At 73.0% G+C, this 19296-nt stretch carries 18 protein-coding genes; 15 read left to right on the top strand and 3 right to left on the bottom strand.

Annotated elements, in window-relative coordinates; translation table 11 throughout:
* Window positions 1–88: 88 nt before the first annotated feature.
* From J2744_RS02260 to J2744_RS02230, 7 genes are all read left to right on the top strand, one after another.
* The gene (locus J2744_RS02260; protein WP_209543919.1) at window positions 89–1033 is read left to right on the top strand and encodes a DUF7139 domain-containing protein; all 945 of its coding nucleotides are present in this window, start codon (window positions 89–91) and stop codon (window positions 1031–1033) included.
* Between the two features lie 66 nt (window positions 1034–1099).
* The gene (locus J2744_RS02255) at window positions 1100–1480 is read left to right on the top strand and encodes a hypothetical protein (RefSeq protein ID WP_209544007.1); all 381 of its coding nucleotides are present in this window, start codon (window positions 1100–1102) and stop codon (window positions 1478–1480) included.
* A 495-nt stretch (window positions 1481–1975) separates the two neighbouring features.
* Window positions 1976–2902 (top strand): CehA/McbA family metallohydrolase, encoded by a 927-nt coding sequence (locus J2744_RS02250; protein ID WP_209543918.1) that lies wholly within the window; start codon window positions 1976–1978, stop codon window positions 2900–2902.
* Window positions 2903–2996: 94 nt separating this feature from the next.
* Window positions 2997–3155: a hypothetical protein gene (locus tag J2744_RS02245; RefSeq protein WP_209543916.1), complete on the top strand. Its 159-nt coding sequence runs from the start codon at window positions 2997–2999 to the stop codon at window positions 3153–3155.
* The gene (locus J2744_RS02240) at window positions 3152–4498 is read left to right on the top strand and encodes a glycerate kinase type-2 family protein (RefSeq protein ID WP_209543914.1); all 1347 of its coding nucleotides are present in this window, start codon (window positions 3152–3154) and stop codon (window positions 4496–4498) included. Before J2744_RS02245 ends, J2744_RS02240 begins: the two co-directional genes overlap by 4 nt.
* Window positions 4499–4666: 168 nt before the next feature.
* The gene (locus J2744_RS02235; RefSeq protein ID WP_209543906.1) at window positions 4667–5926 is read left to right on the top strand and encodes a molybdopterin molybdotransferase MoeA; all 1260 of its coding nucleotides are present in this window, start codon (window positions 4667–4669) and stop codon (window positions 5924–5926) included.
* Window positions 5923–8019, top strand: a complete 2097-nt coding sequence (locus J2744_RS02230) for a molybdopterin biosynthesis protein (protein WP_209543904.1) — start codon at window positions 5923–5925, stop codon at window positions 8017–8019. The genes J2744_RS02235 and J2744_RS02230 overlap by 4 nt, the downstream gene beginning before the upstream one ends.
* Here the strand turns inward: J2744_RS02230 and J2744_RS02225 are convergent.
* From J2744_RS02225 to J2744_RS02215, 3 genes are all read right to left on the bottom strand, one after another.
* Complete coding sequence (locus J2744_RS02225; protein WP_209543902.1) at window positions 7989–8486, bottom strand: PaaI family thioesterase; 498 nt, start codon at window positions 8484–8486, stop codon at window positions 7989–7991. The two genes, J2744_RS02230 and J2744_RS02225, sit on opposite strands and share 31 nt — an antisense overlap.
* Before the next feature lie 74 nt (window positions 8487–8560).
* Window positions 8561–9553, bottom strand: a complete 993-nt coding sequence (locus J2744_RS02220) for a hypothetical protein (RefSeq protein WP_209543899.1) — start codon at window positions 9551–9553, stop codon at window positions 8561–8563.
* On the bottom strand, window positions 9550–11226 hold the full coding sequence (locus J2744_RS02215) for a sensor histidine kinase (protein WP_209543897.1): 1677 nt from the start codon (window positions 11224–11226) through the stop codon (window positions 9550–9552). Before J2744_RS02215 ends, J2744_RS02220 begins: the two co-directional genes overlap by 4 nt.
* 130 nt (window positions 11227–11356) lie before the next feature.
* Here J2744_RS02215 and J2744_RS02210 point away from each other — a divergent pair, with 130 nt between their 5' ends.
* The 8 genes from J2744_RS02210 to tgtA all read left to right on the top strand — a co-directional run bounded on the left by J2744_RS02210 (window position 11357) and on the right by tgtA (window position 19215).
* A complete protein-coding gene (locus J2744_RS02210; RefSeq protein WP_209543895.1) occupies window positions 11357–12139 on the top strand; it encodes a lipoate--protein ligase family protein in 783 nt (260 codons plus the stop codon).
* Window positions 12140–12205: 66 nt separating this feature from the next.
* Window positions 12206–12613, top strand: a complete 408-nt coding sequence (locus J2744_RS02205; RefSeq protein ID WP_209543894.1) for a 30S ribosomal protein S6e — start codon at window positions 12206–12208, stop codon at window positions 12611–12613.
* Between the two features lie 9 nt (window positions 12614–12622).
* The gene (locus tag J2744_RS02200) at window positions 12623–13090 is read left to right on the top strand and encodes a DUF7112 family protein (protein ID WP_209543885.1); all 468 of its coding nucleotides are present in this window, start codon (window positions 12623–12625) and stop codon (window positions 13088–13090) included.
* A 99-nt stretch (window positions 13091–13189) separates the two neighbouring features.
* A complete protein-coding gene (gene ahbB, locus J2744_RS02195; protein WP_209543883.1) occupies window positions 13190–14275 on the top strand; it encodes a siroheme decarboxylase subunit beta in 1086 nt (361 codons plus the stop codon).
* A gap of 31 nt (window positions 14276–14306) precedes the next feature.
* The gene (locus J2744_RS02190) at window positions 14307–15011 is read left to right on the top strand and encodes a precorrin-2 dehydrogenase/sirohydrochlorin ferrochelatase family protein (RefSeq protein WP_209543881.1); all 705 of its coding nucleotides are present in this window, start codon (window positions 14307–14309) and stop codon (window positions 15009–15011) included.
* Entirely contained in the window at window positions 15008–16348 is a 1341-nt protein-coding gene (hemA, locus tag J2744_RS02185) for a glutamyl-tRNA reductase (RefSeq protein ID WP_209543879.1), read from the top strand. The genes J2744_RS02190 and hemA overlap by 4 nt, the downstream gene beginning before the upstream one ends.
* A 521-nt stretch (window positions 16349–16869) precedes the next feature.
* Window positions 16870–17646: a Nif3-like dinuclear metal center hexameric protein gene (locus tag J2744_RS02180; protein ID WP_209543877.1), complete on the top strand. Its 777-nt coding sequence runs from the start codon at window positions 16870–16872 to the stop codon at window positions 17644–17646.
* A 90-nt stretch (window positions 17647–17736) separates the two neighbouring features.
* On the top strand, window positions 17737–19215 hold the full coding sequence (tgtA, locus tag J2744_RS02175; protein WP_209543874.1) for a tRNA guanosine(15) transglycosylase TgtA: 1479 nt from the start codon (window positions 17737–17739) through the stop codon (window positions 19213–19215).
* The last annotated feature ends 81 nt before the right edge of the window (window positions 19216–19296 follow it).

Below are 19296 nucleotides of genomic sequence, written 5' to 3'. Positions count from 1 at the left end.
GACGCGGCGGCCGGGGAGCCGGCGAGGTCCCGCTCCGGTCGCCACCGCTCGGGGTAACAGTCATTACACTCGGCGGAAACGTTCGGACATGAGCGAAGCGGACGCCGAGAACGTCCTCATGGAGTACTACCGGCGGTACGTCGGCGACCCGGACCGGACGATCGACGTGTACGCCGGGTTCGGGCTGTTCTTCGCCGGTATCGCGCTCGGAGTGATCGGGGTCGTCGTGTTCCTCTACAGCGCGACGCTCGACCCGACCGCGCTCTCGACGTACGCGGTCCGCGAGGTCGCGGCCGTCGCGGGCGCGGTCGGTCTCCCCGCGCTGCTGTTCGGCATCGTCGTCCTCCTGCCGGTCGACCGTCGGATGCTGTACCTCGCGAGCGCCGGAGGGGTAATCACGCTCGCCGGGGTCGGCGCGTTCGTCTGGGCGTACCCGCACAACTGGAACGTCGTCGTCAACCCCGACTACAGCGCGCAGGTCGTCGCCGTCTACAGCGTCGGGCTGGTGGCGGTCATCGGCGCGACGGGCGGCGCCCTGGTCGCGCACCGCGTCGAGCGCGTGACGGGCGGCGCGGCCGCGAGCGGCGCGGGGGCGGCCGGAGGCGGCGCCGGCGCGGGTGCCGGTGGCGAGGCGGGCGCGGGAGCGGCGGGCGGCGACGAGGAGGTCACCGAGGAGTCGGTCCGCACCGACATCGAACGCGAGCTGGAGGACGCGGAGCTGACGTGGGGCGGCGTCGAGCGCTCCGAGACGCGCCGGCTGGAGCTGAACACGAGCGCGGTCGACGACGCCGACGTCGACACCGAGAAGCTCGCTGGGTCCGCGACCGAGACGCGAACGACCTCCGGCACGGTCAACGACGCGGTTTCGGAGTTACAGGGCCTCCAGGGCGGCGAGACGAAGACCGACAGCGGGCAAGGGACCGACGACCAGGCCGCGAAGCTCCGCGAACTGCGCGAACAGCAGCGGAAGGAGGCCGAGGCGGCCGACGAGGACGGCTCGGTCGTCGACAGGATCAAGGGGCTGTTCGGCTGACTCGCTCGCGTCAGGCACCCACGAACCACGATAATGGTGAACTCGACCTCTCGAACCCGGCCGGCTGTGATCGCGCTCTCCGTCACCTGTCTGGTCCTCGTCGTAGCGGTTCTCGGGTTCCCGTCACTGATCACCCGTATCAGCGGCTCGGCCGTCGGGCCGGTTTTCGGTGCCGCTATCTGGCTCGCCCCGTCGCTGCTCGCCGTTCTCGCGCTGTACGGCGTCCGCTCGGGCGAGTGGAACGTCGAGGCGGTCGTCCTCGGCGGTCTCGGCGTCCTCACGCTGTTGGCATTTCTGTTGAACCTCCGGACAGTCGTCGCGTCGCCGGGAGCGCTCACGTACGGCGGTCGGGGAGCGTTCGTCGGCCCCCTGATCACGCTCGTGTTGGGGTCGGCGATCGCGCTCGTCGTGCTGGCCGGGGAGACGGTGACGCTGCTGGAAAAGTGAGCGGGATACCGCCGGTGTTCATCGGTCGTCGATTCCGCGGTGTACGCCGTTGGACTCCCAGTCGTCCGCTTATAAGCAGCCGAGTACGGATCGCCGGTGAAGGCCTCCAAAGCCCCAGTCCCTCGGCGATACGTGCCCGACTGCGGATCGATGGAGAACGCCTCCAAAGCCCCAGCCGTGAGGCGGGCGCACGCTCGTTGCGGTCCTCAGTCGGTCGCTGACGCTCCCTCCTTGCGGTCCTTACATCGCCTGCGCCCGCCTCACGGCTGCCCCTTTGAGTCCCACCCCGCACAGCACAGCAACCGCGCCTCACGCCTCCCCAACCTCGTCGCTGGCGGCTGACGCCGCCAGCGACTCCCTCGCGCGTGCGACTCGCGGGCCGGCGGCCCGCTCGCAGGCACGCGCCACCGCAAGTGAATTTACGAATCCCCGCGAGTCAGTTGTCCGACGACCGTCGCTCGCCCATTTATATAGTTCCCGCCGCGTAGTTCGGGCGTGTCCCGCGTCACCGTCAGCATCGACCCGCACGTCCACTCCGAGGGGAGCTACGACGGCCACGAACCGGTCGAGCTGATTCTCGAACACGCGGCCGAGATCGGACTCGACGCGGTCGTCATCACCGACCACGACGTGATCCGGGAGTCGAAACGCGCCGCGGAGATCGCCTCGGAGTACGGGCTGATCGGCATTCCCGGCGTGGAGGTGTCGACCGCGCACGGCCACCTGCTGGCGATCGGTGTCGACCGGATGCCGCCGCGCAGCCGCCCGTACGCGGAGACGGTCCGGAAGATCCACGAGCAGGGCGGCGTCGCCGTCGTCCCCCACCCCTTCCAGCGCTCGCGCCACGGCGTCCGCCAGCGCAACATCCCGACGCCCGGCTCGGCCGACGAGGCCGCCGACGGGAACCGGAACCCGGAGCGTGACGCCGACCGCGCCGATCCGGTCGCGGAGACGGGCGGCGTCGAGACGTCCGGCGCGGTCGACGAGGTCGACGCGATCGAGGTGTTCAACGCCTGGCTGTTCACGGGGTACCGAAACCGTCGCGCGCGGCGGTTCGCGGCCGAACACGGCTACCCCGGAATTGCCGCCAGCGACGCCCACCACCTCCAGTACGTCGGTCGGGCGTTCACCGAGCTGGGGATCGAGGGCCGGGAGTCGCCGGACGAGGTCACCGCGGACGACGTGCTGACGGCGATCCGTCGCGGCACGACGACCGTCGACGGCCGGGGCGCGCCGATCCGGATGGCGGCGAAACACTACGTCGGCGCCGCCGGGCGCCGGTCGGCGTACTACGCCCGGACCGGCGCGGTCCGGGGCGTTCGAGCCACCAAGCGGACCGCGGTCGACGGGGCGGTGGCCGCGAAGGTCGCCGCCCTCCAGTCGGTCCACCGCACCCGGCGGCTCCTCTCGTGGTTCGCCTGACGGGACGAGTCGGGAGGCGGTTCGATACCCGGAGGCTCCGGCGGCGGTCGCGGACGAGACAGGGTTTTTTCCTGCGGTCTCGAAACGTTCGAGCATGAGCCACGACAGACCTGCGTCCGGGTTCGGGCGGCGAACTCGGGCGGACGGCGACGGGGTGGCCGAACGGACCGACGCGCGGACGCCGGTGCTGCGGTCCGGTCGGACCGCGGGCACCCACGCTGGCGGCGCGGCCGCGGGAGGCACGGACGCATGATCGAGGAGTCCGACCGCCTCGCGTCGAGCGAGGCCCGAGAGACCGCGCTCGAATGCGTCGAGGCCGGCATCGAGGCCGGCCACCCGAGGACGGTCGTCCGGGAGGCCGTCGCGCTCGACGGGACCGACCTCCGGATCGCGGACGCGACCTACGACCTCAGCGAGTACGAGGAGGTCGTCGTCCTCGGCGGGGGGAACGCCGCGGCGCACGTCGCCGCCGCGCTCGAACGCGAGCTCGGCGACCGGATCGACCGCGGCGTCGTCGTCACGGACGACCCCGTGGCCACGGAACGCGTGACGGTCCGCGAGGGGGACCACCCGATGCCGAGCGAGCGCGGGGCGGACGGGACCCGGAAGCTGCTCTCCGCGGCCGACGCGGCGGATGGTGACACGTTCGTCCTGGCGACGATAACGGGCGGCGGGAGCGCGCTCATGGCCGCGCCTGCGGGGCGCGTCTCGCTGGCCGCCCTTCAGGACACGACCGACGCCCTGCTCGCGAGCGGGGCGGACATCCACGAAATCAACGCGGTCCGCAAACACCTCTCGGCGTTGAAGGGTGGCCGGCTCGCCCGCCGCGCCGCTCCCGCGACGGTCGTGTCGCTGGTCTTCTGCGACGTCGTCGGGAACGACCTGAGCGCAATCGCGAGCGGACCCCTGGTCCCCGACGAATCGACGTTCGCGGACGCGCTCGCGGTGCTCGACCGGTACGGAATCGACGCGCCGGACGCCGTCCGGACCCGCCTCGAACGCGGGGCGGCCGGCGACATCGACGAGACCCCCGCTCCCGGCGACCCAGCGTTCGACGCCGTCTCGACTCACGTCGTCGCCGACGGGATGACGGTCCTCCGGGCGGCCCGGTCGGCGGCGGCCGAACGCGGCTACGAGACGCTGGTGCTCTCCTCGCGAGTCCGCGGCGAGTCCCGGGAGGCGGCCACGACGCACGTCGCCGTCGCGGAGGAGGTCCGGGCGACCGAGACGCCGGTCTCGCCGCCCGCGGTGGTGCTCTCCGGCGGCGAGACGACGGTGACGGTCCGCGGCGACGGGACCGGCGGTCCGAACCAGGAGTTCGCGACGAGCGCGGCGCTCGACCTCCGCGACGACGGTCCGGACGCCGACGCTCGGGGGCGGATCGCGGTGGCCGCCGTCGACACCGACGGGATCGACGGCGCGACCGACGCGGCGGGCGCGCTGGTCGACGGAACGACCGTCGCGGACCCCGAGGCGGCCCGCGAAGCGCTCGCCGACAACGACGCGTACCCGTATCTCGACGCCCGCGACGCCCTCATTCGCACGGGCGCGACCGGGACGAACCTGAACGATCTGCGGGTGCTGGTCGTCCCTTAGAGGACCAGTCCCGCGGCGTTACGGAGGACGACGATCCAACGGTCGACCGCGCACGGGTCGCGACCGGTGTGTGGCGCCGCGGCACGCTCCGATCACCGCCGGACTCCGCCGGGGACCGCGCCCCGCGAAGGTCCGGGCTTTTTGCCCGCGGACGCGAAATTCACACCCATGAGCCACGACAGACGCGAGTCCGGATTCAAGCGGCGGACCCGGGTCGCGGACGCGAGGGCGGCGCTGCTCGACGCCGTCACGCCCCGCGACCGGGCGGAGACCGTCCCGGTCGCGGCGGCCGACGGCCGGGTCGTCGCCGAACCGATCGACGCGCCGGCGCCGGTGCCGGGATACGATCGGGCCGCGATGGACGGGTACGCGGTCCGCGCGAGCGACACCTTCGGTGCCGGCGACCGCTCGCCCGCCGTTCTGACCGCTAAGCCCGCTGAGTCCGACGCGGTCGCGCCCGGCGAGGCGGCCCGCGTCCACACCGGAAGCGCGGTGCCCGAGGGCGCGGACGCGGTCGTGATGATCGAGCGGGTCGAGGCGGTCGGCGACGAGGTGGAGGTGTTCGACGCGGTCGCGGACGGCGAGAACGTCGGCGAGGCTGGCGAGGACGTCGCCGACGGCCAGCGCTGCTTCGAGCCGGGTCACGTCCTGCGCCCCTCCGACCTCGGTCTCCTGCGCTCGGTCGGTCTCGATCAGGTCCGGGTCAGAGAGCCGCCCGAGGTGGCCGTTATCCCGACCGGCGAGGAGCTGGTCGAGTCCGACCCCGGTCCCGGCGAGGTGATCGAGACGAACGGACTCACCGTCTCTCGGCTCGTCGAGCGCTGGGGCGGCGCGGCGCGCTACCGCGACGTCGTCACCGACGACCCGGACGCGCTTCGGGAGGCGGTTTCGGCCGACCTCGACGCCGACGTGGTCGTCACCACCGGCGGCTCCTCGGTCGGCGAGCGGGACCTGATCCCGGAGGTCGTCGACGGACTCGGCGAGGTGCTCGTCCACGGCGTCGCCCTGAAGCCCGGCCACCCGGTGTGTCTCGGCCGCGCCGAGGGGACGCCGATCGTGTCGCTGCCGGGGTACCCGGTCGCGTGTATCGTCAACGCGGCGCAGTTCCTCCGGCCCGCGGTGAAGCGCGCGGCCGGGATCGACGCCGAGCCGTTCCCGACGCGGCGCGCGACGCTCGACCGGAAGGTCGCGAGCGAACCCGGCGTGCGGACGTTCGCGCGGGTGACGCTCTCGGACAATGAGCCGGCCGAGAGCGACGCGGACCCGGCGGACGACGCCCTCCCGACCGCGACGCCGACCCGCGCGAGCGGCTCCGGAATCTTATCCAGCGTCGCGCTCGCGGACGGCTGGGTCGTCGTCCCCGAACCGCGCGAGGGACTCGACGCCGGCGAGACCGTCGACGTGGAGCTGTGGGAGGTGACGCCGTGAGCGACCGCAAGGAGTTCCGCGACCTCGCGACCCCCGAGGCCGCGCGCGACGCGATCGCGTCGCTCGACCTCGCGCCGGCGCCGGAGACGGTCCCGCTGCGGGAGGCCCGCGGCCGCGTCCTCGCGGAGCGCGTCGACGCCGCGATCGACGTGCCCGGCTTCGACCGCGCCTCGATGGACGGGTACGCGGTGCGGGCGCGCGACACCTTCGGCGCCGACGAGGCCGACCCCGCCGAACTCGACCTCGTCGGCGCGGTCCACGCGGGCGCGGCGCCCGACGTCGCGGTCGAACCCGGGACCTGCGCGGAGATATCGACGGGCGCGGTGATGCCCGACGGCGCGGACGCGGTCGTGATGGTCGAGCGGACCGACGAGGTCGGCGGGGGCGACGACGGCGGTGCGGGCGGGGACGCCGCCGACGGCGAACCCTCACGGATCGCGGTCCGGACCTCGGTCGCGCCCGGCGACCACGTGATGACCGCGGGGACCGACATCGCCGCCGGCGCCCGCGCGCTCGGACCCGGAACGCGGCTGACGCCCCGCGAGATCGGCTTGCTGTCGGCGCTCGGCGTCGACGAGGCCCCGGTCGAGGGACGTCCCCGCGTCGGCATCGTCTCGACCGGCGACGAGCTGGTCCGGCCGGGCGAGGACCTCGACCCCGAGCGCGGCGAGATCTACGACGTGAACTCGACGACGATCGCCGCGGGCGTCGAGGAGGCGGGCGGCGAACCGGTGCTGTACCCGCACGCCGGCGACGACTACGAGGAGATGGAGCGACTGCTCCGCCGGGCGGCAGACGAGTGCGACCTGGTGCTCTCCTCGGGGTCGACCTCGGCGAGCGCGGTCGACGTGATCTACCGCGTGATCGAGGCGCGCGGCGAGCTGCTCCTCCACGGCGTCGCCGTCAAGCCCGGCAAGCCGATGCTCGTCGGGCGACTCGACCGCGGCGGCGCCGACGCCGACGAGGGCGCCGCGGCCGGGAGTACCGCCCCCGCCGGCGAGTCGGCGTACATCGGACTCCCCGGCTACCCGGTGTCCGCGCTCACCATCTTCCGGACGTTCGTCGCGCCCGCGATCCGCGAGGCCGCCGGCCAGCCCGAGCCGGCGACGGCGACCGTCGAGGGCCGGATGGGCGTCGGCGAGCGCTACGGCGAGGGGCGCCTGCGCCTGATGCCGGTCGGCCTGCTCGACCTCGACGAGGCCGCGACGGAGAGGGGTGACGACCGCCCGCTCGTCTACCCGGTCGACAAGGGGTCGGGCGCGACGACGAGCCTCGTCGAGGCGGACGGCGTCGTCGCGGTCGACCCGGACACGGAGTACCTCGACGCCGGCGAGACCGTCTCCGTCGACCTGTTCTCGCCGGACGTGCGCCCGCCGACGCTGCTCGGTGTCGGCGAGGACGACCCCGCGCTCAACCGCCTGCTCGACCGGCTCGCGAACCCCCGGTACCTCGCCGTCGGCTCTCGGGAGGGACTCCGCCGCCTCCGCGACGGCGTCCCCGACATCGCCGTGACCGCGGGACCGACCGACCGCGACGTCGACGCCGCGGAACTCGGCGGCTGGAGCCGCGAGTGGGGACTCGTCGTGCCCGACGGGAACCCCGACGGCGTCGAGGGACTCGCTGACCTCGTCGACCGCGACCTCCGCTTCCGGAACCGGCCGACCGTCTCGGGACTCCGCCGGAGCCTCGACGCGGCGCTCGACGACCTCGCGGACGAGCGCGACGCCGACCGCCGCGCGCTCGCCGAGCGCATCGACGGCTACGAACGAACCGCGAAGGCGTTCGAGAGTCCGGTCCGCGCGGTCGTCGCCGGCGACGCGCACGCGGGACTCGGCCTCCGCGAGACCGCGGCGCGACTCGGCTGCGGGTTCGTCTCGCTCGGCGAGCAGTCGGTCGTCGTCCGCGCCGCTCCCGACCGCGTCGACCGCGAACCGGTCGCGGCGCTGGCGGCGGAACTCGGCGGTGGCGCCGACGCCGACATCGACGCCGAGGAGGCAGGCGCGGCCGATGGCGCGTCCGACGGCCGGCCCGACCTCGACGCGATCCTCGACGCCCTCCCGGGCTACTCTCGGAACAGCCGGAACGACCCCTGACCGACGACGACCTCCGAGCGACCTCCGTCGCTCGCGTCGTCTCCCGTGGCCCCTTCGCCGCCGTTTCCGGTGGTGGTAACCGTCATCTCGCTGACGCCGATCGAGCCGCCGGCCCGCACCACCTCGGCCTCCGCGCGGAGGTCGCCGGTCGCGGGGCGGAGGTAGTTCGCGTTGAGGTTCACGGTCGCCACGCCGCCGGCGAGCGGGTCCTCGAACGTCGTGCGCTGGGCGACGCCGCCCGCCGTGTCGATCAGCGTCGCCGCGACGCCGCCGTGGATCGTCCGGCCGTCCGCGTTCGTGAGCTTGTCGTCGAAGGGGATCGAGAGGACGACGCGCCCGCGCTCGATCGCCTCGACCGACGTGTTCAGCCACGAGAGGTAGCCGTGTTCGTCCTCCAGCTTCTCCTCGACGTACGCCGTCGCGGCCGACGGGAGCGGATCCATCTCGGCGATCTCCGTGCGATCCATACTTCGGGGATTCTCCGAGAGGGCTTGTAGCCCCCGGAAACGCGCGACAACCGGCGATCGATTGACGGTCTCGATCACCCGACGCCGAGCCGGATCGGGTCGTCGCTGGAGACGACCGCGACCGTCACCGACTCCCCGATGTCGAACTCGCGGTCCGGGCAGACGACCTTGACGCCGACCCGGTCGGCGCGCGCCGCGAACAGCGACAGCCCGACGACGCGCTCGCCGTTCGCGAGGACGTCGACGGGCGCCCACTCGACGCGCGGCGCGCCCGGTTCCGACCCCGCCTCCCCGCCGTGTCCGACCGCGGTTCCGATTCGGGTCCCGAGGAGGGACAGCGAGTCGCCCGCCACGGCGGACTCACCGACCGCCCCGAACGTGCCGCCGCCCGCGTAGTGCGTCAGCCCGCCGTCGAGCGGGACTCCCTCGTCGCTCGCGAACGCCGCGAACGCCGGACCGGAACCGGACCGACTCGATCCCCGACGGCGCGGCCCGTCGAGGACGACGTGCGCCGGGGCGCGCTCGACGACGGTTCCGGTCCCGTCCCACGCCACCGGCTCGACGGGGGCGTCGACGGCGACCGGGAGCGACCCGCTCGCCCTGAGCGGATCCGCGTCCGGCGGGCGGAAGCCGAGGTGGACGTGGTCGTCGACCCACCGGCCGAAGAAGCCGGAGCGCGTCGTCGGGCCGAGCGCGTCGCCGACGGTCACCCGGTCGCCGGGAGACACCTCGGGGATCACGTGGAGGATCCGCGCGACGGTGCCGGGGGGCGCGCCGGCGCGGGCGCACCACTCGTCGGCGAGGTCGACGACGATCAGGTGATCCTCGTCGGCCGCGTACGGGCGGTCCGGACAGCCGACGGTTCGGACCTCGCGGACGACGCCGGCGACCGGAGAGCGCCCGATGTCGTCGCCCGGGTACAGGTCGACCGCGCGGCCGCGGCGGTGGGCGGGGTACGGGGAGTTGAACCGCGAGAACTTCTCGTACCGCCCGACGACGTCGCCGGGGAGCGTGACAGTCGGATCCGGCGGATCGGGGTCGGCGGCGCCGGCCGGCGACCCCGTCACCCGTCCGCCGCCTCCATCCCCTCGATGGCGAACCGCGCGCCGCCGGCGTCGGACTCGGCGACGGAGAGCGTCCAGCCGTGGGCCTCGACGATGTCGCCGACGATCGCCAGCCCCAGTCCGGTGCCGCCGCCGAGCGACACGCCGCGCTCGGTGACGCGCTCGCGCTCCTCGGGCGGGATCCCGGGACCGTCGTCGCCGACCGCGAGCGAGACCGCCTCGCCGTCCGACGCGATGGAGACGGTGACGGCGACGTCCTCGCCCGCGTGGTCGATCGCGTTGCGGAACAGGTTCGAGATCAGCTGTTCGAGGCGGTCGCGGTCGGCCAACGCGGTCGCGTCGCCGTCGACGGTCAGCGTCGCGTCCGCGGTTTCGAGTCGGGACCAGACGCGCCTGACCGTCGCGTCCAGCGAGACGCGGTCGAGGTCGTCGACCGTCTCCCCCGCCGTCGCCAGCGCGAGCAGCCCCTCGATCATGTCGTCCATCCGCTCGTGGGCGTTCGCGGCCCGCTCTAAGGCGCCGTCCGGGTCGTCGCCGCGCTGGCGGGCCAGCTCGACGGCCGCGGACGCCGCGGCGAGGGGGTTCCGAAGGTCGTGGGAGACGACGCCGGCGAACTCCTCGAGCCGCTCGTTCTGCCGTTCGAGTTCGGCCTCCCGCCGTTCGAGCGCCGCCTGCCGCTGTTCTCGCGCGGTCACGTCGCGGAGCAGGAACACGTGGCCGCGGTCGGTCCCGCGCGGGTCGGTTATCGGGTTCTCCTGGATGTCGAACTGGCGGTCGCCGATGACGATCGGGTGTTCGGAGCCGTCCTCCAGCCGCGGGAAGGCCGCCGACAGCGACGAGCCGACCGCGTCGGGCGGGAGGAGCGCCTCGGCGGCCGGGTTGAGGTCGCGGATCCGGCCGTCCGAGCCGGAGACGATCACCGGATCTTGCATCACCTCGACGGCGGTGTCGCGCGCGACGACCGCGGCGTCCAGCGTGCCGAGCCAGAAGACGGTGCCGTACAGGAACACGCCGTGAATCACGAACGCCGTCGGCAGCCACGAGAGGTTCGCGTAGCTCCCGACGTCGACGAGCGTGGCGACGCTCGCCAGGAACGGGAACAGCGTGCCGAGCAGCACGACGAACGTCTGGAGCCGGTAGCGGTTGCCGGTCCGCTCGTAGAGGTCGACGACGAGGAGCGCGCCGGCGATGCACAGGCCGTACGCGAAGAGGACGAACGCCCAGCTCGCGGGACCGAGCCCGTACCCGAGCAGGGTAAACGGGCCGTCGGCGACGGGGGTCACCGAGCGCCGGGCCAGCCCGTGGGTCCCGCTCGACCACGCGAGCAGCACCCAGACGAACGCGGGCGTCGCGAGCGCGACGATCCGGTTCTCCGTCCGCCAGCGGTCGTGCCCGGTAAACGCCAGCGCGAAGCAGATCCAGAGGACGGGGAGCGCCCCGAGGAACGGCGTCGCCAGGTTGAGCGCGACCGTCATCGCGGTCTCGCCGGGCGCCGCGACCCGGATGGCGTACAGGAGGGAGACGCCGCCCCCGCAGAGCAGGTAGAGCGCGACCTCGATCCCCCCCGGCTCGTCGCGCTCCCGCCACGCGACCCGGCCGAGCCAGAGTCCGATGACCCCCGCCAGGAGGCAGGCGGTCAGGTACGCTCGGACCGGCAGCGCGCCCAGGTCGCTCATCGATACCTGTATCACTTCCACGGCCGACAAAACTGTTGTGTCACGCGCCGACGAGCGCGGCGCGAGACGGGAACGCGACCGACACCGCCCGCCGCAAAGTGCTTGTGCTCCCCCGCCCTGGGTTCGATCCATGCGCGTGTACAGGGGGGACCGCTCCTCGCCCGCGGCCAACCGTGCGCCCGCCGCGGACCTGCTCGCGTCGGCCGCGGCGGGCGTCCCGGCCGTGCGCGTCACCGCGCCGCCGCGACAGGTCGCGTTCGGCCGCCGCGACGCCCGCGAGGACGGATTCGTGGAGGCGAAGCGCGCGGCGCGCGACGCCGGCTTTCCCCCGGTCGAGCGCGACGTGGGCGGCCGCGCGGTGGCGTACACCGGCTCAACCCTCTCGGTCGGCGTCGCGGTGCCGACGGGCGACGGGCGCGGATCGATCGACTCGCGGTACGAGGTCGCGGCCGAGACGCTCCGCGGCGCGCTCCGAGACCTCGGCGCGGACGTGGTACGGGGGGAGCCGCCGGACGCCTTCTGTCCCGGCGACCACTCGCTGCGGGTTGGGGGCGGCGGTGGTGAGGCGGGCGGGGCGGGCGTGACGGTCGGCGGAACCGGCGCGGACGGCGCGAGCGCTTCAACCGGCGGAAAAGTTGCGGGCCTCGCGCAGCGCGTCCGCGCCGACGCGGCGCTCGTCGCGGGCGTCCTCGTCGTCTCGGCGGCGGACCCCGGTCCGATCGCGTCGGTCACCGACCCGGTCTACGACGCGCTCGACGTGCCCTTCGACCCGGAGTCGGTCGGGAGCGTCGCCGACGCCGACGGTCCGGACGACCCGGAGGCCGTCGCCCGCGCGGTCGAGGCCGCGTTCGTCGAGGGACCGTGGGGCGACGGCGAGCGAGAGATCGTGCGCGTCGACGGGGCAGACGCCTGAGCGCGGCGCGGCTCGCGGTTCCGACGTTTCGACGTGCTTTTTATGCGCGGGCATCTGGGTTCGCGCATGGCCGAATTCAAAGTCGTCGTCGCCGACCCCGAGACCGGCGAGACGTTCCAGCGAGAGGTCGACGGACAGGACGCCAACCGATTCCTCGGTCGCGAACTCGGCGACGAGATCGGCGGCGACGCCGTCGGACTCTCCGAGCACACGATCGAACTCACCGGCGGCTCCGACGAGACCGGGCGCCCGATGCGCGAGGACGTCTCCGGCACCCGCCTGAAGGAGCTCCTCCTCGAGGGCGGCGTCGGCTTCGAGCCGTCCCGCGAGGGCGAGCGCAAGCGGATCACCGTCCGCGGCCGCGAGATCGACGACGACGTCGCGCAGATCAACGCGAGCGTCGTCGACGGCGACGGCGACGTCGCGGCCGCGTTCGGCGAGGGCGACGCCGAAGACGCCGAAGACGACGAGTAACGGTCCCCGATGCCTCGCGTCCCCTCCGACGGCGAGGACGTTTCTTCGATCCGCGTCTCGCTCGCCCGGAGCGGCGGCACTCGTCGCCCGTGCGCCAGGCTCCCCGACGACGACGCGCTCGACAGGCGCGTCGAGTCCGGAACCTGTGACGAACTCGGACTGAGCGCGGACGACATCGTTCGGGTCGTGATCGACCGCGAGGAGTACCACGCGCGGGTCGCGGCCGACTCGAAGGGGCGGCTCCTCCGCGGCGCGTTCGACAACCGGCGGCTCGCCCGCCTCGCGGGCGAGGGGGCGAACCGGTTGGTCGAGTGGCTCGACGAGAACGACCGGGAGCCGGGCGACAGCGTCGTCTTCGACGTGGTGGTGCCCGGCGAGCTGTACGGACTGCGTATCCCCGGTGAACGGACCGTGTACGACGCGAACCGCGGGCCGCGGTCGTCGCTCGCGGACATCGCCCGCGACGTGGACGAGTAGCGCAGCCGGGGCGACCGACGCGGCTCGCGCCGGTCCGCTCGTCCGACACCGCCGAGTCAGGTCGAACCGCTTATTCTCGCTCGGTCCCGAACTCGACTCATGCAGGAGGTCGACGCGGATCTGACGGCGCTCGACCGCGCGATCATCAACGCGTTCCAGGGCGGCTTCCCGGTCGCGGAGCGCCCCTTCGACGCGGCGGCGGCCGCGCTCCGCGAGCGCGGGGTCGAGGTGACCGGTCCGGAGTTGTGCGAGCGCGTGCGCGAACTCGACGAAGAGGGAATCCTCTCGCGGTTCGGCGCGCTCGTCAACGCCGAGGAGATCGGCGGCGCCGCGTCGCTCGTGGCGATGCACGCGCCCGAGGACCGCTACGAGGAGATCGCGGAGACCGTCAACGAGTTCACCGCGGTCGCGCACAACTACGAGCGCGAACACCCGCACCTCAACATGTGGTTCGTCGTGAGCGTCGCGGACCACCCGGACCCGGACAAGGACGGGAGCGACCGCGTCGCGGAGGTGCTCGCGGAGATCGAGGCCGCGACGGGCCAGGAGACGTACAACCTCCCGAAGCTCCGGGAGTTCCACGTCGGCGCGAAGTTCCTCGTCGACGGCCCGGTCCCCGACGGCGACGTCGACCTCTCGGACCTCGGTCCCGAGGTGACGCCGAGCGACCGCGGGACGCTCACGCCCGACGAGCGCGACCTCGTCGTCGAGATTCAGGGCGGGCTGCCGGTGACGGAGACGCCGTACGCGGACGTGGCGGCAGCCCTCGACGCCGACGTCGACTGGGTGATCGAGACGGTGAAGCGGTTCGAGCGGGAGGGGAAGGTGCGCCGCGTCGGCGTCATCCCGAACCACTACGCGCTCGGCTACACGGAGAACGGCATGACGGTCTGGGACGTGCCCGAGGCGGCCCTAGACGACGTCGGGCCCGCGGTGGCGGCGCTGGACTTCGTCACCCACTGCTACGAGCGCCCGCGACACGCGGGCGTCTGGGAGTACAACTTCTTCGCGATGACGCACGGCCGCACGGAGGCGGAAAGCGAGCGCCGGATCGCGGAGGTGCGGGAGCTGATGGACGAGCACTGGGACGTCGGCGCCGACGACTGGGACACGCTGTTCTCGACGCGCATCCTGAAGAAGACCGGCATCCGCATCGCGGACCGGGCGGACAGCAACACGGCGTGACCCGCCGACTCCCGCCGCTCGGAGGTGCGCCGTGACGCCGCTGTACCACGACTTCGCGGGCGAGACGGTCGTCGTCTTCGGGGGCGGCTCAGTGGGTGCGCGGAAGGCCCGCGGGTTCGACGAGGCCGCCCGGATCGTCGTCATCAGCCCCGAGTTCGACGAGCGGCTGCGCTCGCTCGCGGACGGACGCGACGGGAACAGCGACGGGAACGGCGACGGCGACGGGAACGAAGCGCCGGCAGTTGAACTGGTCCGCGCCGCCCCGGACGCCGACGCCGTGGGCGACTGGATCGACCGGTTCGACCCGGCGATCGCGGTCGCCGCGACCGACGACGCCGCGGTCAACGCGGCCGTGGAGGCGGCCGCGCTCGACCGTGGAATACTGGTCAACCGGACGGACGTCTCGGGCGGGCGCGACCCGGGAAGCGTCGTGGTGCCCGCGACGGTCGAGGACGACCCGGTAACCGTGGCGCTCTCGACGGGGGGGACCAGCCCCGCGCTCGCGAAGGCGCTGCGGGAGCGGATCGAAGCCGAGATCGAGGGCGCCGGCGAGATGGCGGCGCTCTCGGGCGAGATCCGCGAGGAGCTGAAATCGGCGGGTATCGACCCCGAGACGCGCCGGGAAGCGGTCCGGCGCGTTGTCAGGTCGCGGGGGGTTTGGAAGGGTTTACAAAAGGGGAGATCCAACGGACGGCAAGAGGCCGACACCGTGATCGAGGAGGTACTCAATCGATGAGAGAGACGGGTGCGATCGCCGGCGTGAGCGTCGCCCACGCCGACGCGACCGTCGACGAGATCGAGGCCGCCGGCGGCGACGGCGTCCGCGCGACCGTCTCCGACCTGCTCGCTCGCGAAGGGGTCGAAGAGGCGTTCGCGGTGCAGACGTGTAACCGCTCGGAGGCGTACGTCGTCACCGACCGCACCGTCGACGGCGCGACGGCGCTGTCGACGTTCGCGCCGGAGGTTCGCGGCGGCGCGGTCCGCCGCCTCGACCACGAGGAGAGCTTAGAGCACCTGATGCGGGTCGCGTCCGGGCTTGAGTCGCTCGTGCTCGGCGAAGACCAGATCATCGGCCAGCTGCGCGAGGCCTACGAGGAGTCGAAGTCCGCGGGCGGGATCGGTCCCGTCCTGAAAGACGCCGTGACGAAGGCGCTCCACGTCGGCGAGCGCGCGCGGACGGAGACCGAGATCAACGAGGGCGTCGTCTCGCTCGGCTCCGCGGCGGTCCGGCTGGCGGCCAGCGAGATCGACCTGACCGACGGCACCGCCGTCGTCGTCGGCGCCGGCGAGATGGGGACGCTCGCGGCCCGCACGCTCGACGACACCGCCGTCTCGGAGATCGTCGTCGCGAACCGCACCGTCCCGCACGCGGAGTTCGTCGTCGAGGAGGTCGACACCCCCGCGGAGGCGGTGTCGCTCGCGGACCTCCCCGCGGTCATCCCCGAGGCCGACCTCGTCGTCACCGCGACGGGCAGCCCGGACCTGATCGTCCACCCGTCGTACGTCGACGGCGCCGGGCGGGTCGTCTGTATCGACATCGCGCAGCCGCGCGACGTCGACCCGGCGGCCGGCGCCCGCGAGGGCGTCACCGTCTACGACATCGACGACCTCGAAGACGTCACGCGCCGGACCCGCGAGAGCCGCGCGCAGGAGGCCCGCGACGTCGAGTCGATCATCGACGAGGAGTTAGAGCGCATCCTGGAGGCGTACAAGCGCAAGCGCGCGGACGACGCCATCTCGTCGATGTACGCCGGCGCCGACCAGGTGAAGGCGCGCGAGCTCGACCGCGCGATGTCGAAGCTGGAGGCGCAGGGCGGCCTGACCGACGAGCAGCGCGAGACGGTCGCGGACCTGGCGGACGCCTTGGTTGGCCAGCTGCTCGCGGCGCCGACGCGCTCGCTCCGGGACGCCGCCGGCGAGGACGACTGGGAGACGATCCGGACCGCGCTCCGGCTGTTCGACCCCGAGTTCACGTCAGAGGCCGAGAGACCGGAGGAGGCGGATATTACTGACGCTGCGGTCGGCGGTCCCGACGCGGTCCCCGACTCCATCGCCGAGGAGCTCGACGACTAAGTTCGTCGTTTATAACTAGTTGACAGCGGGTCAACGAGGAACTCTTCTGAATCTCCAGCCGGTCGTTTATAAATGGGTGACTGCGGATCGACGACAAACACCGCCAAACCCCCAGCCGCTCGCATATAAATAGCTAACAGCGGATCGACGACGACTACCTCCAAAGCCCCAGCCGCGAGGGCGGCGTACGCTCGCTGCGTTCCTCAGTCGGTCGCTGACGCTCCCCTCCTTGCGGTACTTGGGTCGCCTACGCCGCCCTCGCGGCTGCCCCTTTGAGTCCCGCCCTGCACAGCACCTCACACCTCCCCAGCCTCGTCAGTCGCCGTCGCTTCGCTCCGGCGACTGACTCCCTCGCGCGTGCTGACTCGCGGCCGCCGGTGGCGGCCGCTCGCAGGCACGCGCCACCGCCTCGGTTATTTATAAACCGTTGGCCGCAGGGGTCGCGGATCGATCGCACCTGCGACTCGATTTGATCCCGACGGACCGCCGCGCTTTATTCCCCGCCCGGTCCACGGTCCGGTATGAAGCTCTCCGAGTACGTCGACCGACTCGACGACGAACTCGACACGGCCGCGTACGCCGACGTCGACGCGAGCGCGAACGGGCTACAGGTGGGTCCGGACGAGGCCGAAATCGAACGCGTCGCGTTCGCAGTTGACGCCGCGCAGGCGACGATCGAGACCGCCGCCGACGCGGGCGCCGACGCCCTCGTCGTCCACCACGGACTCTCGTGGGGGGGCATCGAGCGCGTCACGGGACGCGCGCACGACCGGATCGCGGCCCTGATCGAGAACGACGTCGCGCTGTACGTCTCTCACCTCCCGCTCGACGGGCACTCGGAACTGGGCAACGCTGCGGGTGTCGCAGACGCGGTCGGCCTTTCAGGGCGGGAGCCGTTCGGCGAGATCGGGCCGGTGACGATCGGAACGATCGGGGAGACGGCGTCGCCGCGCTCGGCGGACGCGATCCGCGAGACGCTCGACGGGTTCGAGGGCCAGCCGAAGGGTGAGCCGTCGCCGACCCGCGTCCTCGACTTCGGACCCGAGGAGATCGAGCGCGTCGCGGTCGTCACCGGCTCCGGCGTCGACTGGCTCGACGAGGCGGTCGCGGCCGACGCGGACGCGCTGATCACCGGCGAGGGGAAAGGGAAGGTCTACCACGAGGCTCGGGAGGCCGGTCTCACGGTGTTCCTCGCCGGCCACTACGCCACGGAGACGTTCGGCGTCCGCGCGCTGGAGTCGCTGTCGAGCGAGTGGGGGCTGGAGACGACGTACGCCTCGCACCCGACGGGGCTGTAGGCCGTCGCGGACGGTCGCGTCCGAGCGCCCGGCTGCCGGCCCGTCACCGCCGAACGCAACCCTTACCGCCCGCGTCCGCACAGTCGGGGTATGCGCGATCACTTCGAGATCCGGGACCACGACGCCGCCGGGCGGATCGGCCGGCTGGAGGTCCCGCGCGCCGGCGTCACGGTCGAGACGCCGGCGCTCCTGCCCGTGGTCAACCCCAACGTGCTCACGATCGAGCCGGAGCGGCTCGAATCGGAGTTCGGCGCGGAGATGCTGATCACGAACTCCTACATCATCCGCAGCACCGACCGCATCCGCGACCGCGCGGTCGACGAGGGACTCCACGAGTTCCTCGGCTTCGACGGCGCGATCATGACCGACTCCGGCTCCTTCCAGCTGGCCGAGTACGGCGACATCGACGTGACGACCGCGGAGATCATCGAGTTCCAGCGGCAGATCGGCAGCGACGTGGCGACCCCAGTCGACGTGCCCACGCCGCCCGACGCCGACCGCGAGCGGGCGGAGCGGGAGCTGGCGACGACGAAGCGGGCGCTCGCGGACGCCGAAGAGGCCGAGACCGGCGAGATGCTGGTCAACGCGCCGGTTCAGGGGTCGACCTACGCCGACCTCCGGGAGGAGGCGGGCCGACACGCGGCGGGGACCGACCTCGACGTGTTCCCCGTCGGGGCGATGGTCCCCCTCCTGAACTCCTACCGCTACGCCGACACCGTCGAGGCGGTGCGGGCGGCGAAGCGCGGGCTCGGGCCGGGCGCGCCGGTCCACCTGTTCGGCGCCGGCCACCCGATGATGCTGGCGCTCGCGGTGGCGGCCGGCTGCGACCTGTTCGACTCGGCCGCCTACGCGCTGATGGCGCGCGACGGCCGCTACCTGACCGTCTCCGGGACGGAACACCTCGCGGACCTCGACTACTTCCCCTGCTCGTGTCCGGTGTGCGCCGACCACGCGCCCGCGGACCTCCGCGGGTTCGACGACGCGGAGACGGAGCGGCTGCTCGCCGAGCACAACCTCCACGTCACCTTCGAGGAACTGCGGCGCGTGAAGGAGGCGATCCGCTCGGGGACGCTGCTGGAACTCGTCGACCGCCGCGCCCGCGGGCACCCGGCGATGCTCGACGGGTACCGCGCGCTGCTCGACCACGCCGACGAGCTGGAGCGCACCGACCCCGGCTCGAAGGACGCGTTCTTCTACACCTCCCACGAGGCGGCCCGCCGCCCGGAGGTAGATCGCCACCGCGACCGCCTCGCTCGGCTGGCGGCGCCCGAGAAGCTCCTCCTCACCGAGTCGAAGGCCCCCTCCGATCACGAGTACGACGCCGTGTGGCGCGTGAAGCCCCCGTTCGGCCCGTACCCGCCCGCGCTCTCGGAGACGTACCCGCTCACCGCCGAAGTGCCCGAGCGGACCGACGACGCGGCGCAGGTCGCGGCCGCGGAGAGCGTCGTCGCGCTGGCGGCCGCCAACCCCAAGACGGCCGTCACGCTCGGCCACGACGCGTGGTGCGAGCGCGCGCTCGACCGGCTGCCGGACCGCGTCGAGACGGAGAACCTGCGGACGCTCAGCTGACGAGCGGGGCGCTGGCGGCGGGAATCCGTCGCGGCGAAAACCGCAGCCGTGACCGTTTCGACCGCCGGTTCGGCGTCGTCG

Source organism: Halorubrum trapanicum (assembly GCF_017873555.1).
GTDB classification, from domain to species: domain Archaea; phylum Halobacteriota; class Halobacteria; order Halobacteriales; family Haloferacaceae; genus Halorubrum; species Halorubrum trapanicum.
Note: the sequence above shows the minus strand (reverse complement) of the source record. Positions and strands in the feature narration are given on the sequence as shown.

Coding starts and splice junctions, on each gene's coding strand:
- J2744_RS02200 (WP_209543885.1), top strand. CDS start 12,623: ATGCCTCGCGTCCCCTCCGACGGCGAGGACGTTTCTTCGATCCGCGTC.
- J2744_RS02180 (WP_209543877.1), top strand. CDS start 16,870: ATGAAGCTCTCCGAGTACGTCGACCGACTCGACGACGAACTCGACACG.
- J2744_RS02215 (WP_209543897.1), bottom strand. CDS start 11,226: ATGAGCGACCTGGGCGCGCTGCCGGTCCGAGCGTACCTGACCGCCTGC.
- J2744_RS02245 (WP_209543916.1), top strand. CDS start 2,997: ATGAGCCACGACAGACCTGCGTCCGGGTTCGGGCGGCGAACTCGGGCG.
- tgtA (WP_209543874.1), top strand. CDS start 17,737: ATGCGCGATCACTTCGAGATCCGGGACCACGACGCCGCCGGGCGGATC.
- J2744_RS02225 (WP_209543902.1), bottom strand. CDS start 8,486: ATGGATCGCACGGAGATCGCCGAGATGGATCCGCTCCCGTCGGCCGCG.
- hemA (WP_209543879.1), top strand. CDS start 15,008: ATGAGAGAGACGGGTGCGATCGCCGGCGTGAGCGTCGCCCACGCCGAC.
- J2744_RS02240 (WP_209543914.1), top strand. CDS start 3,152: ATGATCGAGGAGTCCGACCGCCTCGCGTCGAGCGAGGCCCGAGAGACC.
- J2744_RS02210 (WP_209543895.1), top strand. CDS start 11,357: ATGCGCGTGTACAGGGGGGACCGCTCCTCGCCCGCGGCCAACCGTGCG.
- J2744_RS02205 (WP_209543894.1), top strand. CDS start 12,206: ATGGCCGAATTCAAAGTCGTCGTCGCCGACCCCGAGACCGGCGAGACG.
- J2744_RS02235 (WP_209543906.1), top strand. CDS start 4,667: ATGAGCCACGACAGACGCGAGTCCGGATTCAAGCGGCGGACCCGGGTC.
- ahbB (WP_209543883.1), top strand. CDS start 13,190: ATGCAGGAGGTCGACGCGGATCTGACGGCGCTCGACCGCGCGATCATC.
- J2744_RS02260 (WP_209543919.1), top strand. CDS start 89: ATGAGCGAAGCGGACGCCGAGAACGTCCTCATGGAGTACTACCGGCGG.